The sequence below is a fragment of the Rhodopseudomonas pseudopalustris genome (assembly GCF_900110435.1).
Lineage (GTDB): Bacteria > Pseudomonadota > Alphaproteobacteria > Rhizobiales > Xanthobacteraceae > Rhodopseudomonas > Rhodopseudomonas pseudopalustris.
The window spans coordinates 367,158-386,930 of the sequence record NZ_FODT01000005.1 but is presented as its reverse complement, the minus strand read 5'-3'; the positions used below and the strand labels follow the sequence as shown (position 1 = coordinate 386,930).

General features: G+C 65.2%; 15 protein-coding genes and 2 tRNA genes. 9 read left to right on the top strand and 8 right to left on the bottom strand.

Annotated elements, in window-relative coordinates:
* Positions 1-47: 47 nt before the first annotated feature.
* Both BMY71_RS12865 and BMY71_RS12860 read left to right on the top strand, forming a co-directional pair.
* Positions 48-1,472 (top strand): amidase, encoded by a 1,425-nt coding sequence (locus BMY71_RS12865; RefSeq protein WP_092684156.1) that lies wholly within the window; start codon positions 48-50, stop codon positions 1,470-1,472.
* Positions 1,473-1,578: 106 nt separating this feature from the next.
* Positions 1,579-2,196, top strand: a complete 618-nt coding sequence (locus tag BMY71_RS12860) for a hypothetical protein (RefSeq protein WP_092684154.1) — start codon at positions 1,579-1,581, stop codon at positions 2,194-2,196.
* 127 nt (positions 2,197-2,323) lie between these two features.
* Here BMY71_RS12860 and BMY71_RS12855 read toward each other — a convergent pair whose 3' ends face one another.
* The 4 genes from BMY71_RS12855 to BMY71_RS12840 all read right to left on the bottom strand — a co-directional run bounded on the left by BMY71_RS12855 (position 2,324) and on the right by BMY71_RS12840 (position 5,729).
* A complete protein-coding gene (locus BMY71_RS12855; protein WP_011503306.1) occupies positions 2,324-2,932 on the bottom strand; it encodes a hypothetical protein in 609 nt (202 codons plus the stop codon).
* Between the two features lie 17 nt (positions 2,933-2,949).
* Positions 2,950-3,681 carry a CerR family C-terminal domain-containing protein gene (locus BMY71_RS12850; RefSeq protein ID WP_049760700.1) on the bottom strand — a complete coding sequence of 244 codons (732 nt, stop codon included), beginning with the start codon at positions 3,679-3,681 and terminating at the stop codon, positions 2,950-2,952.
* A 208-nt stretch (positions 3,682-3,889) separates the two neighbouring features.
* Positions 3,890-5,299, bottom strand: coding sequence for a type I glutamate--ammonia ligase (gene glnA / locus BMY71_RS12845; protein ID WP_011503304.1), 1,410 nt, complete (start codon positions 5,297-5,299; stop codon positions 3,890-3,892).
* 91 nt (positions 5,300-5,390) lie between these two features.
* Positions 5,391-5,729 carry a P-II family nitrogen regulator gene (locus BMY71_RS12840; RefSeq protein WP_011158515.1) on the bottom strand — a complete coding sequence of 113 codons (339 nt, stop codon included), beginning with the start codon at positions 5,727-5,729 and terminating at the stop codon, positions 5,391-5,393.
* Positions 5,730-6,133: 404 nt separating this feature from the next.
* Here BMY71_RS12840 and BMY71_RS12835 point away from each other — a divergent pair, with 404 nt between their 5' ends.
* Complete coding sequence (locus tag BMY71_RS12835; protein WP_092684152.1) at positions 6,134-7,633, top strand: NAD(P)H-hydrate dehydratase; 1,500 nt, start codon at positions 6,134-6,136, stop codon at positions 7,631-7,633.
* Between the two features lie 61 nt (positions 7,634-7,694).
* Here the strand turns inward: BMY71_RS12835 and BMY71_RS12830 are convergent, their stop codons facing one another.
* The 3 genes from BMY71_RS12830 to BMY71_RS12820 are packed head-to-tail and all read right to left on the bottom strand — an operon-like array spanning position 7,695 to position 11,954.
* Positions 7,695-8,507, bottom strand: a complete 813-nt coding sequence (locus BMY71_RS12830) for an aminotransferase class IV (protein WP_092684150.1) — start codon at positions 8,505-8,507, stop codon at positions 7,695-7,697.
* 11 nt (positions 8,508-8,518) lie between these two features.
* Positions 8,519-10,579: an aminodeoxychorismate synthase component I gene (gene pabB / locus BMY71_RS12825; RefSeq protein WP_092684148.1), complete on the bottom strand. Its 2,061-nt coding sequence runs from the start codon at positions 10,577-10,579 to the stop codon at positions 8,519-8,521.
* Between the two features lie 46 nt (positions 10,580-10,625).
* A complete protein-coding gene (locus BMY71_RS12820) occupies positions 10,626-11,954 on the bottom strand; it encodes a multicopper oxidase family protein (protein ID WP_092684146.1) in 1,329 nt (442 codons plus the stop codon).
* A gap of 148 nt (positions 11,955-12,102) precedes the next feature.
* On the opposite strand from BMY71_RS12820, the gene BMY71_RS12815 reads away from it, so the two are divergent.
* From BMY71_RS12815 to lon, 5 genes are all read left to right on the top strand, one after another.
* Positions 12,103-12,187 (top strand) — tRNA-Leu (locus BMY71_RS12815).
* 151 nt (positions 12,188-12,338) lie between these two features.
* Positions 12,339-13,700, top strand: coding sequence for a trigger factor (gene tig / locus BMY71_RS12810; RefSeq protein ID WP_092684229.1), 1,362 nt, complete (start codon positions 12,339-12,341; stop codon positions 13,698-13,700).
* Between the two features lie 321 nt (positions 13,701-14,021).
* Positions 14,022-14,666 carry an ATP-dependent Clp protease proteolytic subunit gene (locus BMY71_RS12805; RefSeq protein ID WP_011503298.1) on the top strand — a complete coding sequence of 215 codons (645 nt, stop codon included), beginning with the start codon at positions 14,022-14,024 and terminating at the stop codon, positions 14,664-14,666.
* 386 nt (positions 14,667-15,052) lie between these two features.
* Positions 15,053-16,327 carry an ATP-dependent Clp protease ATP-binding subunit ClpX gene (gene clpX / locus BMY71_RS12800; protein ID WP_011503297.1) on the top strand — a complete coding sequence of 425 codons (1,275 nt, stop codon included), beginning with the start codon at positions 15,053-15,055 and terminating at the stop codon, positions 16,325-16,327.
* 328 nt (positions 16,328-16,655) lie between these two features.
* Positions 16,656-19,094, top strand: coding sequence for an endopeptidase La (gene lon / locus BMY71_RS12795; RefSeq protein ID WP_092684144.1), 2,439 nt, complete (start codon positions 16,656-16,658; stop codon positions 19,092-19,094).
* 87 nt (positions 19,095-19,181) lie between these two features.
* Here lon and BMY71_RS12790 read toward each other — a convergent pair.
* Positions 19,182-19,258 (bottom strand) — tRNA-Val (locus tag BMY71_RS12790).
* A gap of 118 nt (positions 19,259-19,376) precedes the next feature.
* Here BMY71_RS12790 and BMY71_RS12785 point away from each other — a divergent pair.
* Complete coding sequence (locus BMY71_RS12785; RefSeq protein WP_092684142.1) at positions 19,377-19,661, top strand: hypothetical protein; 285 nt, start codon at positions 19,377-19,379, stop codon at positions 19,659-19,661.
* Positions 19,662-19,773 lie beyond the last annotated feature (112 nt).

Genomic DNA, 19,773 nt, shown 5'->3' with positions numbered 1-19,773 from the left:
CGCTAACACGCCTCCCGCCGTCATTCATCCCATCGGAAGAGAAACCCATGGCCATCAAGGATTACAGCGAGCACGACGGCGTCGGCCTCGCCGAGCTGGTGCGCAACAAACAGGTCAGCGCGCGCGAATTGCTGGATGAGGCGATTGCCCGCACCGACGCGCTCGATGGCAAGCTCAACGCCGTGGTGGTTCGCCACGACGACTACGCACGACAGCAGATCGACGCCGGGCTTCCGGACGGGCCGTTCACCGGCGTGCCGTTTCTGCTGAAGGATCTCGATCTGCTCGCCGGCACGAAGACGACGTTCGGCGCCAGCGTCTACAAGGATTTCGTCGCGCCTCACACCGGCACGCTGGCGCAACGCTTCCTCGCCGCCGGCGTGACGATCTACGGCAAAAGCGCCAGCCCGGAATTCGGCCTGATGCCGACGACGGAATCGCGGCTGCATGGCCCGACGCGGAATCCGTGGAATCTCGATCATTCCTCCGGCGGCTCGTCGGGCGGCGCCGCGGCCGCGGTGGCGGCGCGCATCCTGCCGGTGGCACATGCCAGCGACGGCGGCGGTTCGATCCGGATTCCGGCCTCGGCCTGCGGCGTGTTCGGGCTGAAGCCGACCCGGGCGCGCAATCCGATCGGGCCGGATCGCGGCGAGGGCTGGGGCGGCTTCGCCTGCGGCCATGTCGTGAGCATCAGCGTACGCGACAGCGCCGTGATGCTGGATGCGCTGCACGGTCCCGAACCGTCGAGCCCTTACGTTGCGCCGCCGCCGGAGCGTCCATTCGCGCAGGAGGTCGGCCGCGATCCGGGGAAGCTGCGGATCGCTTTCACCGATGTCTCGACCTATGGCGATCCGATTGATCCCGAGATCGCCGCCGCGGTGCGCGACACTGCGCGGCTGCTGGAGGGCCTCGGGCACCATGTCGAACAGCACGCCCCGAAGCTGCCGGCCGATCCGGCCGCTGTGATCGCGACCATCGTCGCCTGCAACACCGGGCTCACGGTCAAGCTCGCCGAACAGGCGCTCGGCCGCGCCATCACCGATCGCGATTTCGAAGTGTTGACGCTGGCCAGCGCCGCGAATGCCGGTCGCTCCAGCGGCCTCGACTATTGCGCAGCTCAACTCGCCGCATTTCAGATCTCGCGCAGCCTCGCCGATTTCTTCGCGACCTGCGACGTCTTCCTGTCGCCGACGCTGTGCACGCTGCCGCTCAAGATCGGCGAGCTCGATACGATGGCGAGGGATCTGTCCGGGATCAGCCCGCTTCTGCAGCGCTACATTCCCGGCACCAGCCTGTTCAACATGTCGGGCCAGCCGGCGATGTCAGTACCGCTGGCGTGGAGCGGAAGCGGACTGCCGATCGGTATGATGTTCGCGGGTCGGTTCGGCGACGAGGCGACGCTGCTGCGTCTGGCGTCCCAGCTCGAGCAGGAACGGCCGTGGAAAAACCGCCGGCCGCCGCTCTGCGCCTGAATTACCCCGGCTTTTCGCCCGATTTCCCGGAAACAAGCGACCAAGGTCGGCGTTGACGCGCCGGCCCTGTCGTCATTTCGTATTGCTACTCCCAGGGGACTTTGACGTGACTGGAAACGATCCGACCGATCAAGCGCTTGCAGTTATCGCAAGCATCTTCGACAGGCCGGCGCCGAAGCCGGAGCCGCACGGCGAGGAAGGGCCGGACGCATCTGCGCGGGACGCCGCGATGCATGGCGACGCTGCTGTCGATGCGCCGGACAATGACGAGCCCCGTGAATCCGTGGCCGCAATCGAGCGCATCACCGCGGTGAAAATCGAGACCATCGAGATTGTCGACGTCAGCGTCGCGCCGGCCGCCGATGCGGAGCATGAGCACGCGCACGAGCATGAGCATGAGGATCAGCCCGAGCCGACGGTGGCCGCAGCCGTCAGCGATGATGGACCAGAGGATCTCGACGCGTTGACGCGTCACGGCCCCGGGCCGCTCGAGGCGCTGCGCTTCCGATGGAGCGTCCGTCGTGGCGACGACGGCTACTATGTCGACGAGACCATCGGCACCGCGTCGCAGCCGATCACCACCGGCCCGCTGTCGCGCGCCGAGGCGATCGGCTTCATCGACACCCGCGAACGCAGAACCCGCCAGCGCTTCGAACGGCTGCGCAACGAAATCATTTCCGGCCCGTCGGAGCGCGGCGACGAAGACGACGACAGCGAACTGTAGGATGGTGTGCGCAGCCATCGCATCAGCGAGGCTGTGCAGTGGTCCGGAAGGACAAAGGCGCCGCAACGGCGCCTTTGCTGTTCATGATCCCAGCGTGTGCTGTCGGCGATCCGGTGCCGATGATCGGTCAGCTCTTCGAGAACGCCTGAGCGATCCTGCTCCAGGTCTTCTCATAGACCGCTGCCGTTTCATTGAGCCCGGTCTTCAGCGCGCTCCAGGTCTCATCGCCTGCGGCGGAGAGTTGGTTGAGCTTCGGGCCCAGGGTCTTTTCGGTGTCCTCGGCCCATTGCCGCAACGCGGCCTCGACTTCTTTGCGGCCTTGCTCTGCCGCGGCGGCGGCGTTGGCCTGGAACGATTGCATCGAACTCTGGAAAGACTGGCGTTGCGCTTCGGCGCGCGCCATCAGCGCGTCCTTGACGAGGCCGGCTTGATCTCCTGACGTCTTGAGGAATTGCTGGAAGGCCAGTTCGACTTCGGTCCACTGCGCGGTGACTGCCGCGGTCGCTGCCTCGGCGTCCTTCTTGGAGGCGCTGAGATCGGCTTGCAGCGTGTCGACCTTGGTCTGGAAGGCGTCGCGGGCGCTGCGGAACTGGTCGAGGGCCAGCTTGGCCTTGGCGCTGGCCTCGTCGCCGAGTTTGGCCGCCGCTTCATCGAGCTTGGCGAGGGTCGCGGTCGTTTCATCGAGCTTCTGTTTGGCCCATTCGAGGTAGCCCTGGGTGAATTCTGTCGTTGGCATCGGATGTCCTTTCGAGGTTACGCCGAAGGCGGATGTCCACCATCGGCGAGGGAGTGAGAGGCGTGCCGCGGAATGGCTCGGTCTGTCGGCCGATTGCCGAGCAAATGGGCGAGGGCAAATTGCCGGATCGCCGTCTCGAGCCGTGTCCGTCGTTCGACATCGAGCTTGTCCCAGCCGAGTGAACTGAGCATGACGTTGCGCAACGTCCGGAAATTGGCGATCGAGCCGAGCACGATGACGACGCGGATATTCAGGTCCTCATCGGTCGGCGGGACTCCGGTGGCCTGAGCGATCGCCTCGATAAGCTGGGCCTGAAACCGCGCAACGGCCTGGTGATAGATGATCTCGAAAGCGTCGTCGGCGTCGCGCTCGCTGCGGACGAAGAATTCGGTCCAGGCTTCCGGATCGTCGCCGGCGAGGAGTTGAAAGAAGTCGATAATCGACCTTTCGATCCGGCTGACGGGATCGGTCCCCCGATCGTCGCGCAGGGCTGCGATGATCGGATCGACCCGCGTCTGGATGTTGTCGGCGATCGCGCTGGCAGCGGCGAGGTACAGCTCGCGCTTGCCGCCGAAATGGTACGGAATGGCAGCCTGATTAACGCCGGCGTGTTTGGCCAACTGCCTTGTGCTGGCGCCGGCATAACCCAACGATCCGAACACCTCGATCGCGGCCTGGATCATCCGACTTTGGGTGTCCGAACCGGATACAGGTGAAACAAACAGGTAGTCTGCTTGTTCGTCGCGCATGTCTCGAGCCTTTCGAGGCATGTTATTCATTCGAATGAATTAATCTTTGATGTGGATCAAGCGTCCGCCATGTTGGCGGGGCCCAGCAATCGGCCGGCCGCGGATACGCGATTGCGACAGGCGCAGCGGCAACGAAAAAGGCGCCCCGTTGCCGAGGCGCCTGATCCGTCGTCGAATATCGTCCGCGGCGCGGGCCGCGAAGACTGACTTACTGCGAGTAGTACATCTCGAACTCGACCGGGTGCGGCGTCATTTCGAAACGCATCACTTCGGTCATCTTCAGCTCGATGTAGGCGTCGATGAAGTCGTCGTCGAACACGCCGCCGGCCTTCAGGAACGCGCGGTCCTTGTCGAGGCTCTCGAGCGCTTCGCGGAGCGAGCCGCAAACCGTCGGGATCGACTTCAGCTCTTCCTTCGGCAGGTCGTAGAGGTCCTTGTCCATCGCCGGACCCGGATCGATCTTGTTCTTGATGCCGTCGAGGCCGGCCATCAGCATCGCGGCGAAGGCGAGATACGGATTGGCCATCGGGTCCGGGAAGCGGACTTCGACGCGCTTGGCCTTCGGCGAGGTGGTGTAGGGGATGCGGCAGGAAGCCGAACGGTTGCGGGCCGAATAGGCCAGCAGCACCGGGGCTTCATAACCCGGGACCAGACGCTTGTAGGAGTTGGTCGACGGATTGGTGAAGGCGTTGATCGCCTTGGCGTGGCTGATGATGCCGCCGATGTAGTGCAAGCAAGTCTCCGACAGGTCGGCGTACTTGTTGCCGGCGAACATCGGCTTGCCGTCCTTCCAGATCGACTGGTGCACATGCATGCCCGAGCCGTTGTCGCCGAACACCGGCTTCGGCATGAAGGTCGCGGTCTTGCCGTAGATATGGGCGACCTGATGGATGCAGTACTTGTAGATCTGCATCTGGTCGGCCATGTGGGTCAGGGTGTCGAACTTCATGCCGAGCTCGTGCTGGGCGGAAGCGACTTCGTGGTGATGCTTCTCGACCTTGACGCCCATCCGCGCCATCGCGCCGAGCATTTCCGAGCGCATGTCCTGCACCGAGTCCTGCGGCGGGACCGGGAAGTAACCGGCCTTGGTGCGAATGCGGTGGCCGAGGTTGCCGCCCTCGTATTCGGTGTCGGAATTGGTCGGCAGTTCCGACGAATCCAGCTTGAAGCCGGTGTTGTACGGGTTCGCCGAATAGCGGACGTCGTCGAACACGAAGAATTCGGCTTCCGGACCGACGAACACGGTGTCGCCGATGCCGAGCGCCTTGACCTGGGCTTCGGCCTTCTTGGCGATGCCGCGCGGGTCGCGGTTGTAGGGTTCACCGGTCGACGGCTCGAGAATGTCGCAGGTGATGACCATGGTGGTCTCGGCGAAGAACGGATCGATGACGGCCGTCGACGGATCCAGCATCAGCATCATGTCGGACTCGTTGATCGCCTTCCAGCCGGCGATCGAGGAACCGTCGAACATCGTGCCTTCGGCGAAGATCTCTTCGTCGATCATCGAGACGTCGAAGGTGACGTGCTGCCACTTGCCGCGCGGATCGGTGAAACGGAGGTCGACGTATTTCACGTCGTTGTCCTTGATGGATTTCAGGACTTCTTTGGCGGTGGTCATGAGTACCCCTTGTGCTTACGGTCGTCGTGAGTTCGCGGCCGCGATCGGCCGTTTGGTGATGCAACCCGGCGGCAGGTGATAGGCCGGCGGATCAGATGGCGTCCAGTCCGGATTCGCCCGTCCTGATGCGGATGGCTTCTTCGATATTGGAAACGAAAATCTTGCCGTCGCCGATGCGTCCGGTCTGGGCGGCGCGGCGGATCGCGTCGATGGCCTTCTCGACGAGATCATCGGCGATCACGATCTCGATTTTCACCTTGGGCAGGAAGTCGACGATGTATTCCGCTCCGCGATACAGTTCGGCATGCCCCTTCTGCCGGCCAAAGCCCTTGGCTTCGGTGACGGTGATCCCCTGCAATCCCACTTCCTGAAGCGCTTCCTTGACCTCGTCGAGCTTGAACGGCTTGATGATGGCTTCAATCTTCTTCACTTAGAGTCTCCCCGGACTTCCACATCGTAACTCGACATTTGTATGCCAGATTGCGCAGCGCTGCGCAGGACATCGATAACACCGCGGCCGAATGGGTGAGCAGCTCCGTCCGCGGTCGGGACAGGCCCGGAACCGGAAACGGTCGCGCGCAGACCCCGCCAGAACGGCGAGCGCGAGAGATCGAAACATGGCTTACGTAAAAGCAGGGTCCATGCCAAGTTGCCAGGGAGGCTGATTGTGCAGCGTTATCAGTTTATTAAGGCGGCGTCGGCGTCAGATGCGGAGCGCCTGCCTGACTAATACATGGGCAGACAGCTCGTTTATTGGGCAGTCCGGAACGAGCCGTTGGCCGCAAATGAAGCGCTGGCTGCCTCAAGGCGAGGCGAACCTATCGGGAATTGACCATGGAACTGCTGACGCCAGCTGAAATGGACCGCGCGGACCTGTTGACGATCTCCGGCGGATCGTCCGGCTTCGCGTTGATGCTGCACGCCGGACGGCACGTCGCCCAGGCGGCGATCCAACTGGTCGAGACCGGGCCGATCCTGGTGGTCGTCGGGCCGGGCAATAATGGCGGCGACGGCCTGATCGCGGCGACCGAACTGGTTGCGCTCGGCCGTACCGTCCATGTGATGCTGCTCGGCGAGCGCGACGCGCTGAAGGGCGATGCGGCGCTGGCGGCGCGGGAGTGGCGGGGACCGCTGCTGCCGTTCCTGCCGCAATCGATCGGCATGCCGGCGCTGATCATCGATGCACTGTTCGGCGCCGGCCTCAATCGCCCGGTCAAGGATCAGGCGCTGGAGATGATCGAGGCGGTCAACGCCAGCGGCGTGCCGGTGCTGAGCGTGGATCTGCCGAGCGGCATCAACGGCGCCTCCGGCGCGGTGATGGGCGCCGCGATCAAGGCGCGCGAGACGGTGACCTTCTTCCGCCGCAAGCCGGGGCATCTGCTGGTGCCGGGGCGGCTGCATTGCGGCAAGCTGCGGGTGGTCGATATCGGCATCGATCCGGCGGTGCTCGACGAGATCAGGCCGCAGGCGTTCGAGAACGATCCGGATCTGTGGCTGCAGCATTTTCCAGTGCCGCGCGCCGACGGCCACAAATACGGCCGCGGCCATGCCGTGGTGATCTCCGGCGAGCTGTCGCAGACCGGGGCCGCGCGGCTGGCGGCGCGCGGCGCGCTGCGGGTCGGGGCCGGGCTGGTGACGCTGGCGTCGCCGCGCGAGGCGCTGGCGGTGAATGCCGCGGCGCTGACCGCGGTGATGGTTCGCGCGATCGACACGCCGGACGAACTGGCCGGAATGCTGGCCGACCGCCGCTTCAACGCTGTCGGCATCGGTCCGGGCGCCGGAATCGACGATCGCACCCGCGGCAACGTGTTGGGCGCGCTGGCGGCAGGCGCCGGGACAGTGCTCGACGCCGACGCGCTGACGGCCTTTGCGGGCAATCCCGAGGCGCTGTTCGAGGCGATCAAATCCGGTTCCAATCCACAGGTTGCCCTCACCCCGCATGAAGGTGAATTCCCACGCCTGTTCAGTGACATGAGCAACAAAAATCCACTTCGCTCGAAACTTGAAAGAGTCCGCGTAGCCGCACAGCGCTCCGGCGCCGTGGTGCTGCTCAAGGGACCGGACACGGTGGTCGCTTCGCCGGACGGCCGCGCCGCGATCGCCTTCAATGCGCCGCCCTGGCTCGCCACCGCCGGCTCCGGCGACGTGCTGACGGGAATCATCACAGGGCTGCTGGCGCAGCGGGTGACGGCATTCGAGGCGGCCTGCATCGGAGTGTGGATGCATGGGGAAGCGGCCTGCGAGGCGGGGCCGGGCCTGATCGCCGAAGATCTGACCGAGACGCTGCCGGCGGTGATCCGTCGGGTCTATGACGAACTCGGCGTCGAATATTAGAAGCGCGTCCGTCCGAGCCGCATGCGCCGCCGCCGGCAAGCTGCGTCGCCGCCGCCGAGCATCAGTCGTACAGCTTGGCCAGAGCTGCGGGGGACTCGACCACGCCGAGCGGACGGTCGTCGAGATGCGACACCGGCGTGATCCCGAGGCTATTGGTGAGGACCGCCGCATCGACGCTGCGCAGCGCCGACGCCTCGATCGACCTCTGTTCGGCGCCAAGCGCGACCAAGGCTCTGGCGCGGGCGAGCCCCGGCAGCGCACCGTCGTCCAGCGGCGGCGTCGCCCAGCCGTTGCGGTCGCGGACGAAGATGTTGCCGACCGTGCTGCAGGCGACATGGCCGCGGGTGTTCAGCAGCACCGCGTCGGTGGCGTTGCGGTCGCCGGCCTCGCGCCGCGCCAGCAGTGCATCGCCATATGAGAGGTGCTTGACCCGGGTCAGCGGCGAGAACTCGTTGCGGCGGGTGCTGCGGCAGATCACCAGACGCGCCGCCGCCGGCATCGGCACGGCGGCGATCGGCGCGATGCTGCCGAGCAGGGTCGGCTGCACCGGATCATCCGGCGGCCACAGGCCCCGCCGCCGCCCAGGCCCACGCGTCAGGGTCAGGCGCAGCGCGGCCAACGGCGCGGCCGCCCGGTCGGTCAATTCGAGAAGACCCTCGGCGATGCTGTCGTCCGGGAACGGGACCGGAATCCCGAGCAGCGCCGCGCCGGCGCGCAGCCGCGCCAGATGATCGGACAGCCACAGGATTCTCCCGGCCTGCGCCCGCATTGTTTCGAACACGCCGTCGGCCAGCAGCAGGCCGCGATCGGCGGGCGAGATGCTCACCTGCCGCGCTTCGACCACCTCGCCGTTGAACCACAACCACTCCGCCATCGCCGTCACCGTTATTTGTTTGTGCGAGGCGCGATGCCCTCGACCTCGAACAGTTCGTCGGCGAAACCGCCGGTCGCGGCGGTGACGATGGCGCGGATCGAGGCCTGCGCCTTCAACATCATCTCGTCGAACTCCCCCTCGGGCGTCGATTGCGCGACAATGCCGGCGCCGACGCCGAAGCTCAGCTCGTCGCCGCTCTGCACGATCGTCCGGATGACGATGCTGAGATCGGCCGCGCCGTCGAAACCGAACCACCCCAGCGCCCCCGAATACACCCCCCGCGCGCGTCCCTCGAGCTGGTCGATCAGCGCCAATGTCCTCGTCTTCGGCGCGCCGGTCATCGAGCCGCCGGGGAACGCTGCCCTGATCAGATCGATCACAGTGTTGTCCGGCTGCAGTTCGCCGCGGACGGTGCTGACCAATTGGTGCACGGTGGCGTAGGATTCGACGTCGCACAGCTTGGGAACGACCACCGAGCCCGGTCTGCACACCCGCGACAGGTCGTTGCGGAGCAAATCGACGATCATCACGTTCTCGGCGCGGTCCTTGGCGCTGCCCGCCAGTTCGCGCGCAAGCTGCGCATCGCGGATCGGGTCGGGGTCGCGCCGGATCGTTCCCTTGATCGGTTGCGCCTCGACCATTCCGCGGTTGTCGACCTGCAGGAATCGCTCCGGCGAGGCGCTCAGCACCGCGCCGCCCGGCCAGGCGAAATACGCGGCGTAGGGCGCGGGGTTGATCGATCTCAGCACGCGATACAGCGCCAGCGGATCGAGCGCGAGCCGGGTGCGGATGCCGTTGGTCAGGCAGACCTGATAGGTCTCGCCGGCGCCGATCCATTCCAGGCACTGGCTGATGTCGGCGAGGCAGCGGTCGCGGTCGCGGTCGAGGCGGAAGCGAACCGGCGTTGCAACGGCCGGACTCTGCGGCGGATGCTCCGCCCCGTCGCCGATCGCCTGCAGGGCTGCGGCGATCGCCGACAGCCAGCGATGTTCCACGTCGCCATCCGCGGTCGCGACGACGCAGACCGCATACATCCGCTGGTGCTGGTGATCGAAGGCGATGAAGCGATCGACCGACTGCAGCATCATGTCCGGCAACGGGCTGCGGCCGGTGATGGCGCCGCCGAAATCCCGGCCGAGTTCATAGCCGAGATAACCGACCCATCCGCCGGTGAACGGGCAGGGTGGCGGATTGTCGATCTCCGACCGCAACCGCGGCGCCAGCTCGTCCAGCAGCTTGCCGGCGGCGCCGTTATCGGCCTCGCGCGCGATGCTTTCGCCGGACGCGGCGCCGAAATACGACCATCTCGCCCGGCCGGGCTCGGCCAGGCTGCTGTCCAGCCAGAACGCGCACGGCTTGTCGGCGAACAAAAGCGGGAAGGCGGCGGCCGGCGGCGGCGGATTGCGGATTTCGGTCCATGCCAGCCGAACCCGAGGCCGCGGCGCAGCCGGGCGCTGTGGCGCGGGCGCAAAGCCGCTGACCGGTCGTGGCTGTCGCGCAGACGCGAGGTCGCGGAAATTGCGTAGGAGGCGATCGCCATGTTCAGTGATGATCGACTCGGGATGGAACTGCACCCCCCATTGCGGCCGCTCGCGGTGCATCAAGCCCATCACCAGGCCGTCCTCGCTCCAGGCGAGTTCGACCAGGTCGGCCGGCAAGGGGCGATGGACGGTCAGCGAATTGTAGCGGGCCGCCAGGAACGGCGATGGGATGCCGTGGAACAGACCGGCGCCGGCATGGCGGACAGGCACCGCCTTGCCATGGATCGGCTGCGGCGCGCGCCCCACCTGTCCGCCCGCCGCCGCGGCGATCCCCTGATGGCCGAGACAGACCCCCAGCACGGGCTTGGTGGTCTCGTTCAGAAACCGACGGCAGATCCCGAAATCGCCGGCGCGCGTGGGATGGCCGGGGCCGGGCGAGATGATCGCGCTGTCGAAGGCGAGGCCGGCCAAGGCGTCCCAATCGAGTTCGTCGTTGCGGACGACGATCGGCTCCTCCTGGTTCACCACGGCGACCAGATGCGCCAGGTTCCGGGTGAACGAGTCGTAATTGTCGATGATCAGTGTTCGCATCGCAGTCGCCCTGGCGATCGCTTGGCGTGCCGGTGTCGGCGCGGCGCTAGCTGACCAGATAGCTGCGCAGCAGCCGCGGCGCCGACCATTTCGCCGCCATCGCCTCGATCAGCCACAGGCCGGGATGCTCGGCCGCGAAGGCGATTCGCTGGGTCTGGCCGGCGTCGATCGCCAGCGTGTCCAGCCAGAACGGCTTCCAGCCGTCGTCGAGCCGGTCGAGCAGGCGGAAATGATGGCCGTGCAGGTGGAAGACCATCGGCTGCGTGGCGCGGTTGGTCAGCGCCAGCACCACAGTGCGGCCGCGCTTGACCTGGAACGCGGGGCCGGAGGCGGGCGTGAATTTGCCGGGCGCAAACCAGTCGAGCTGAGCCGAGGTCAGGGCGCCGAGCGGAAGCTCGACCCGCAGCGCCGAGCCGAGCGGGAGCTGGGCGGGCAGGCCGCTGTCGGGCAGCGGCGTGGGGAGCGGCAGCGGCGCGCCGCGCAACGGCGGCTCGCCGGAATAGACCAATCGGGCGATCGGAATCGGCTTGCCGCCGTCGAGCAGATTGACCGCCGAGGTCGAGCCGGGCGGCCGGGTCGCGTCGATCAGCGCATCGACGCGGCCGCCGGGCGCCAGCACCAACGTGCCGCCGCGCGCCAAAAACGGCTCCGCCGGCTGGCTGTCGAGGGCGATCACCCGGACGTCGTGATCGTCGATTTTCAGAGCGATCACATTGCGCTGGCAGGCATTGATGACGCGGAGTCTGAGCCGGCCATTGGCGCGCAGCGCGATGTCTGCGGTCGGCTTACCATTGATGGTGTAGAGCCACGGCGTGTCGCCGGAGTCGACGCCGGCGGCGAGCGGCTGGCCGTCCTTGCCGAGCCGGGCATCCTCGATCAGCACCAGTTCGTCGCCGTCGACCTGTGGCGGTGTGGCCTCTCGCACCACCAGCGGCAGCGCCGGCATCGGCGATGGTCCGGCGTCGGCAAGGAGGCGCAAATCGGCGAGCAGGGTGCCGGCGGAGCGCAGCGGCAGCACGAAACTGTCATGGCCGCCCGGCGGGACCGGCTGCCGGCCGACCAGCGGCTCGGCGGCTGCCACGCCGTCGAGGCCGCGCCAGCTCAGGAGCGCCGGCTGCTTCAGCTCGTTCTCGAACCGCACCGAGACCTCGTCGCCGCGGTGCAGCGCAACCGCCTCCGCGAGCGCGAGCACCGGCCGCGCCACCGGTTCGCCGCCGGCTCTCAGAATCGTCTGGCCCATCGTCGCGCGCAGCGTCAGCGCCTTGCGCGGCGCGGCCGCATGGACAGGAGCTCGCAGCGTCAGCCCGGCGAGCGCGACGCCGCCGAGGCTTGCGAGAAGGGTGCGGCGCGATAGAGACGTGAGGTCATTGGTCATCGCCGATGCGGACCATGTTCGGGCCGGCCTGTCCACTGCGGCGGCCCGCCGCGGAGCTTCACAACAACGGGATTTTCTTGATGCACAACCTGTTTGTCATGTTATAAGCCCGCCGCCCGCGGCATCGCGGCCGGACAATGATGCTCTTGCGGGCGTGGCGGAACTGGTAGACGCGCTGGATTTAGGTTCCAGTGACGAAAGTCGTGGGGGTTCGAGTCCCTCCGCCCGCACCACGCAAGTGCTCTTGCTCAAGACGAATTTCCGGTGGGCCGAGTCCGCAAGGACACGCGCCCGCCAAACCACCGGTGCAGGCTTGTCGCTGCGCATCGCAACATTCGACACTTCCAGCCGCCCGGCTGGATCAAGCGGAAGAAGATCGACGCCATGCAGGTCAAGGAAACCGTCGCCGACGGGTTGAAGCGCGAATTCGAAGTCAATGTCCCGGCTGCGGACATCGACGCCCAGGTCGATGCGCGGCTGGTCGATCTCAAGGACAAGGTGAAGCTGAACGGCTTCCGCCCCGGCAAGGTGCCGGTCAGCCATCTGAAGCGGGTCTATGGCCGCTCGGTCGCTGCCGAGACCATCGACAAGCTGGTCCGCGAGACCAATGACGGCATCTTCGCCGAGCGCGGCTTCCGCCTCGCCACCGAACCGAAGATCACGATGCCGCAGGACCAGAAAGTCGTCGAGGACATCCTCGCCGGCAAGTCGGACCTGAACTACACCGTCGCGATCGAAGTCGTGCCGACCATCGAACTCGCCGACTTCAAGAGCTTCTCGGTCGAGAAGCCGGTGGTCGACGTTGGCGATTCCGACGTCGACGAGGCGATCAAGCGCATCGCCGAAGCCAACCGCGCCTATGCGGACAAGGCCGAAGGCGCCAAGGCCGAGACCGGCGACCGCGTCACCGTGTCGTTCAAGGGCACCATCGACGGCGTCGCCTTCGATGGCGGCACCGGCGAGGACATTCCGGTGGTGATCGGCTCGGGCAGCTTCATTCCGGGCTTCGAGGACCAGCTCGCCGGAATCGCCGTCGGCGAGACCCGCACCATCAAGGTGTCGTTCCCGGCCAATTACGCCAGCGACACGCTCGCCGGCAAACCGGCCGAGTTCGAGACTACTGCGACCAAGGTCGAGGCGCCGCAGGACGTCACCATCGACGACGAATTCGCCAAGACCCTCGGCATGGAATCGCTCGACAAGCTGAAGGAAGCCGCACGCGCCCGGCTCGGTGCCGAATATGCCGGCGCCACCCGTCTGCGGGTCAAGCGGCAGCTGCTCGACCGCCTCGACGAGACCCACAAGTTCGACGCGCCGCCATCGCTGGTCGAGCAGGAGTTCGAGGTGATGTGGCGCTCGATCAACGCCGAGATGCAGCAGAACGGCAAGAGCTTCGCCGACGAGGACACCACCGAAGAGGCGGCGCGCGAGGAATATCGCAAGATCGCCGACCGCCGCGTCCGTCTCGGCCTGGTGCTGTCGGAGATCGGCGAGAAGAACAAGATCCAGGTCACCGACGACGAGGTCAGCCGCGCCGTGATCGAGCGCGCCCGGCAGATGCCCGGCCGCGAGAAGGAAGTCTGGGACTTCTACCGCAGCAACAACGAGGCGCTGGCCCAGCTCCGCGCCCCGATCTACGAAGACAAGGTGGTCGATTACATCCTCGAGCTCGCCAATGTGACCGAGAAGAAGGTCACCCGCGAGGAGCTCTACAAGGACGACGACGCCGACAAGACGGCGGCCTGAGCCAGTCTTTCATCTTTTGAGCTTTGATCGCTTTGATCGGCCGCTGTGACCCCGTCACGGCGGCCGTTTCGCATCGTGAGGCGGCGTTAACGATGCGCCATGAAAGCCCGGCGATTCGATCCTGAATCGGCTCTGACGGTTTTGCCGCGACCGGCCGAATCAGTATCAACTCGGCTCAGAAACGGGGCTCGCCCTTGTCGCCGCGCAATCGGCCCATATGTGAGCACTCGCTTCATGTCCTGCATCACGGGACGATCGCTCGCTGCGGAGCCTATATTTTCGGCCCCTCGAGCAGTCGTCTTCGACAACCTCAGGTGAATTATGCGCGATCCGGTGGAAACCTATATGAACCTCGTGCCGATGGTGGTCGAGCAGACCAACCGCGGCGAGCGAGCCTACGACATCTTCTCGCGCCTCCTGAAAGAGCGGATCATCTTCCTGACCGGACCGGTCGAGGACGGCATGTCGACGCTGGTGGTCGCCCAGCTGCTGTTCTTGGAAGCCGAGAATCCGAAGAAGGAAATCTCGATGTACATCAACTCGCCGGGCGGCGTGGTGACATCGGGTCTGGCGATCTACGACACCATGCAGTTCATCCGCCCGCCGGTCTCGACGCTGTGCACCGGCCAGGCCGCTTCGATGGGCTCGCTGCTGCTCGCCGCCGGCCACAAGGACATGCGGTTCTCGCTGCCGAACGCGCGGATCATGGTGCATCAGCCGTCGGGCGGGTTCCAGGGCCAGGCCACCGACATCATGCTGCACGCCCAGGAGATCCTGAACCTGAAGAAGCGGCTGAACGAGATTTACGTTCACCACACCGGCCAGACCTACAAGGCGATCGAGGACGCGCTGGAGCGCGACAAGTTCCTCACCGCCGAGATGGCGCGCGAATTCGGCATCGTCGACAAGGTGATCGACAAGCGCGCCGAAGAGACGGCCTCGGCCTCGGGTCCGAAGGCGCCCTGATCGAGCGGCTGGCTCGGACAAGAGCCTCGTGGAATCCTCAGGAACAGCCTGGATGTTCCGCTTTCGTGCCGATTCACGCGTGGCAAAGGCGCAACTCTGCCCTGATTTCCGTAATGCGGGGTCGCGCAATTGCAGCAAATCACGCTATTGTCACGCGCTTCGGCGTGCTGTCGATTAGTGAATTCTTGATAGACGGGTGACAGCATGGTTGGCTGAACCTGATCGACGAAAGTGTTTGGGGGATTCGAAACGGCCGCGATTGGTGCGGCCACAGAAGTGCGGGGGGTCTTTTCTGGTACGGAATTTGCTCCATTTATACCAAATCTGCCGGGTCCAGCCGGGAGACACGGTCACCAGAGAAGACCGAACTGCGGACGGAGAACGAAATGAGTAAGGTCGGTACGAGCGACTCCAAGAACACCCTGTACTGCTCGTTCTGCGGAAAGAGCCAGCACGAGGTCCGCAAGCTGATCGCCGGCCCCACGGTATTCATCTGTGATGAATGCGTGGAACTGTGCATGGACATCATCCGCGAAGAGAACAAATCTTCGCTGGTGAAGTCGCGCGACGGCATCCCGACCCCGAAGGAGATCTGCAAGGTCCTCGACGATTATGTGATCGGCCAGGGCCATGCGAAGAAGGTGCTCTCGGTCGCGGTGCACAACCACTACAAGCGGCTGAATCACCAGACCAAGCACAACGACGTCGAGCTCGCGAAGTCGAACATCCTGCTGATCGGTCCGACCGGCTCGGGCAAGACGCTGCTGGCGCAGACGCTGGCGCGGATTCTCGACGTGCCGTTCACGATGGCGGATGCGACGACTCTGACCGAAGCCGGCTATGTCGGCGAGGATGTCGAGAACATCATTCTGAAGCTGCTGCAGGCTGCCGACTACAACGTCGAGCGGGCGCAGCGCGGTATCGTCTATATCGACGAAATCGACAAGATTTCGCGCAAGTCGGACAATCCCTCGATCACCCGCGATGTGTCGGGCGAGGGCGTCCAGCAGGCGCTGCTGAAGATCATGGAAGGCACGGTGGCTTCGGTCCCGCCGCAGGGCGGCCGCAAGCATCCGCAGCAGGAGTTCCTGCAGGTCGACACCACCAACATTCTGTTCATCTGCGGTGGTGCGTTCGCGGGCCTTGAAAAGATCATCTCGGCGCGCGGCCGTTCGACCTCGATCGGCTTCGCGGCGCAGGTGCTCGCGCCTGAAGATCGCCGCACCGGCGAAATCTTCCGTCACGTCGAGCCGGAAGACTTGCTGAAGTACGGCCTGATTCCGGAATTCGTCGGCCGTCTGCCCGTCGTGGCAACGCTCGAGGATCTCGATGAGGCCTCGCTGAAGAAGATCCTGACGGACCCGAAGAACGCGCTGGTCAAGCAGTATCAGCGGCTGTTCGAAATGGAGAACATCGAACTCACCTTCGCCGACGAGGCGCTTGGTGCGGTGGCGCGCAAGGCGATCGAGCGCAAGACCGGCGCCCGCGGCCTGCGGTCGATTCTGGAGAGCATTCTGCTCGAGACGATGTTCGATCTGCCGGGTCTCGAAGGCGTCGAGGAAGTTGTGATCTCGCGCGAAGTCGTCGATGGAACAGCGCGTCCGCTCTACATTTATGCCGACCGTTCAGACCGGGCGGCGGAGAGCAGCGCCAGCGCGTAATGGTAACCGACCGCACGGCGTCGTCCGGGCGAATGGGTTTTCAAGACCGGGCTGCCGAGACCTCTCGGCAGCCCGATTTCGTCTGCGCTTCCACGCGCACACGCACGCGTACACGCCGGATTAATCAGCGCCTTTTCCATGACTTGACACCCCCCGGGTGGATAGCCACCTAATGTTCTCGGCGATGACAAGCGTTACCAGGATTCGCCTTCAAACCCGGACGAGTGGGGCCTGAGCCGGCCGAAACGCGCCGGTACACTCGGCACCTTGTGGTGGCTGCGCCGGGGGGCGGGCCGCGTGCAAGGGGGCATAACGAAAGGAACGGGCCATGACCGCCACGAAACCAAGGCCAACCATCGTTTTCGGCGAAAGCCACTCTTATCCAGTTCTTCCGCTGCGCGACATCGTCGTCTTTCCGCACATGATCGTGCCGCTGTTCGTCGGCCGCGAGAAGTCTATCCGCGCGCTCGAAGAGGTGATGAAGAACGATGCGCTGATCATGCTCGCGACGCAGAAGAATGCGTCCGATGATGATCCGGCACCGGGCTCGATCTACGAGATCGGCACCCTCGCCAGCGTGCTGCGGTTGCTCAAGCTGCCCGACGGCACCGTGAAGGTGCTGGTCGAAGGCCTGGCGCGCGCCAAGGTCGAGAACTACACCGATCGCGCCGAGTACTATGAAGCGCAGGCCCAGTCGATCGCCGACACCGACGCGACCAGCGTCGAGGCCGAAGCGCTGTCGCGGTCGGTGGTGTCCGACTTCGAGAGCTATGTGAAGCTCAACAAGAAGATCTCCGCTGAGGTCGTCGGCGTGGTGCAGTCGATCACCGACTTCGCCAAGCTCGGTGACACCGTGGCTTCGCATCTCGCCGTCAAGATCGCCGATCGCCAGGGCATCCTGGAGACGTTGTCCGTCACCGCGCGCCTCGAGAAGGTGCTCGGCCTGATGGAGAGCGAAATCTCGGTGCTGCAGGTCGAGAAGCGGATCCGCTCGCGCGTCAAGCGCCAGATGGAGAAGACCCAGCGCGAGTACTATCTCAACGAACAGATGAAGGCGATCCAGAAGGAACTCGGTGACGACGAGGGCCGGGACGAACTCGCCGATCTCGAAGAGAAGATCGCCAAGACCAAGCTGTCGAAGGAAGCTCGCGAGAAGGCCCAGCACGAGCTGAAGAAGCTGCGCCAGATGTCGCCGATGTCCGCAGAAGCGACCGTCGTGCGCAACTATCTCGACTGGCTGCTGTCGATCCCGTGGAACAAGAAGTCCAAGGTGAAGAAGGATCTCGAGGCGGCGCAGGCCACGCTCGATAGCGATCACTACGGGCTGGAAAAGGTCAAGGAGCGGATCGTCGAGTATCTTGCGGTGCAGTCGCGCGCCAACAAGCTGTCGGGCCCGATCCTGTGCCTCGTCGGCCCGCCCGGCGTCGGCAAGACCTCGCTCGGCAAGTCGATCGCGAAAGCGACCGGGCGCGAGTTCGTGCGCGTGTCGCTCGGCGGCGTGCGTGACGAGGCCGAGATCCGCGGTCACCGCCGCACCTATATCGGCTCGATGCCCGGCAAGATCATCCAGTCGATGCGCAAGGCCAAGACCTCGAACCCGCTGTTCCTGCTGGACGAGATCGACAAGATGGGCGCCGATTTCCGCGGCGACCCGTCCTCGGCCCTGCTCGAAGTGCTGGACCCCGAGCAGAACTCGACCTTCAACGACCACTATCTCGAGGTCGACTACGATCTGTCCAACGTGATGTTCATCACCACGGCGAACACCCTGAACATTCCGGGGCCGCTGATGGACCGCATGGAAATCATCCGGATCGCGGGCTACACTGAGAACGAAAAGGTCGAGATCGCGCGCAAGCATCTGATCCCGCTGGCGCTGACCAAGCATGGTCTGGATTCCAAGGAGTGGTCGATCGACGACGACGCGCTGCTCCTGATGATCCGCCGCTACACCCGCGAAGCGGGCGTGCGTAACCTCGAGCGCGAACTGTCCACGCTCGCCCGCAAGGCGGTCAAGGACCTGATGCTCTCGAAGAAGAAGTCGGTGAAGGTCACCGAGAAGTCGATCGAGGAGTATCTCGGCGTGCCGAAGTTCCGGTTCGGCGAGATCGAGCTGGAAGATCAGGTCGGCGTGGTGACCGGCCTCGCGTGGACCGACGTCGGCGGCGAGCTGCTGACGATCGAAAGCGTGATGATGCCGGGCAAGGGCCGCATGACGGTCACCGGCAATCTGCGCGACGTGATGAAGGAATCGATCTCGGCCGCGGCGTCCTACGTCCGCTCGCGCGCGATCACCTTCGGGATCGAGCCGCCGTTCTTCGAGCGGCGCGACATCCACGTCCACGTGCCGGAGGGGGCGACCCCGAAGGACGGCCCATCGGCCGGCGTGGCGATGGCGACCACCATCGTCTCGGTACTGACCGGGATCCCGATCCGGCGCGATATCGCCATGACCGGCGAGATCACGCTGCGCGGCAGGGTTCTGCCGATCGGCGGATTGAAGGAGAAGTTGTTGGCGGCGGCCCGAGGCGGCATCAAGACGGTGCTGATCCCCGAGGACAACGCCAAGGACCTCACCGAGATCTCGGACGCGATCAAGGGTGGTCTCCACATCATCCCGGTCGCGCGGATGGACGAGGTGATCGCCAACGCGCTGGTTCGCGCGCCGGTGCCGATCGTGTGGGAAGAGGAGACCCCCTCCAAACTCCCCGGCAAGCCGGAGAGCCAGGAGGGCGACGAAGCCGCCGGCGGTCTCACCGCCCACTGAGCGGCGCGAGCCTCATAACGACATCAGCGGCGCTCCTCAGGGGGCGCCGCTTTGGTTTCCGGAGAGGAGAGACGGACAGGAGGGGCGTGGTGGGCGGCGAGAGATTCGAACTCCCGACCCTCTCGGTGTAAACGAGATGCTCTAACCAGCTGAGCTAGCCGCCCGCAGGGCCTATCTAGCCCGCCGGTCGTGGTCTGTGCAAGGCGACCGGGTCGTCCTGCGGCCTGTTGGCGTCGCGGTCGGCGCGGTGATATGCAGGCCTCGCCTGATTGGGAGAACAGCATGAGAGTCTTGTGTGCCGTCGCGATGATCGCTTTGCTGGCCGGGCCCGCTTACGCGCAAACCGCGCCGATCCAGAAATACGGCGATCCCGACAAGGAAAAAACGCAGGGCGAGATCGAGGCCGAGAAGCGCGCGGAAAAGGCCTATCAAAGGTCGCTCGGCAATGTCCCGAACGCCTCCGGACCTGTCGATCCTTGGGGCAATGTTCGCGGTGGCGACGCGCAAAAGACGGCTGCAAAGCCCGCACCGGAAAAGCGCAGCAAACCCGCCAATCCGCCGAACTGAGGCTCGCGCTTTTTCGGTTCTGATCGAATCAGAACCGAAGCTCGAACTTGATGTTCTGCCGCGTTCTCTTGACGCGAACCGGTATCCACTTCGCTCGAAAACGTTAGAGCAT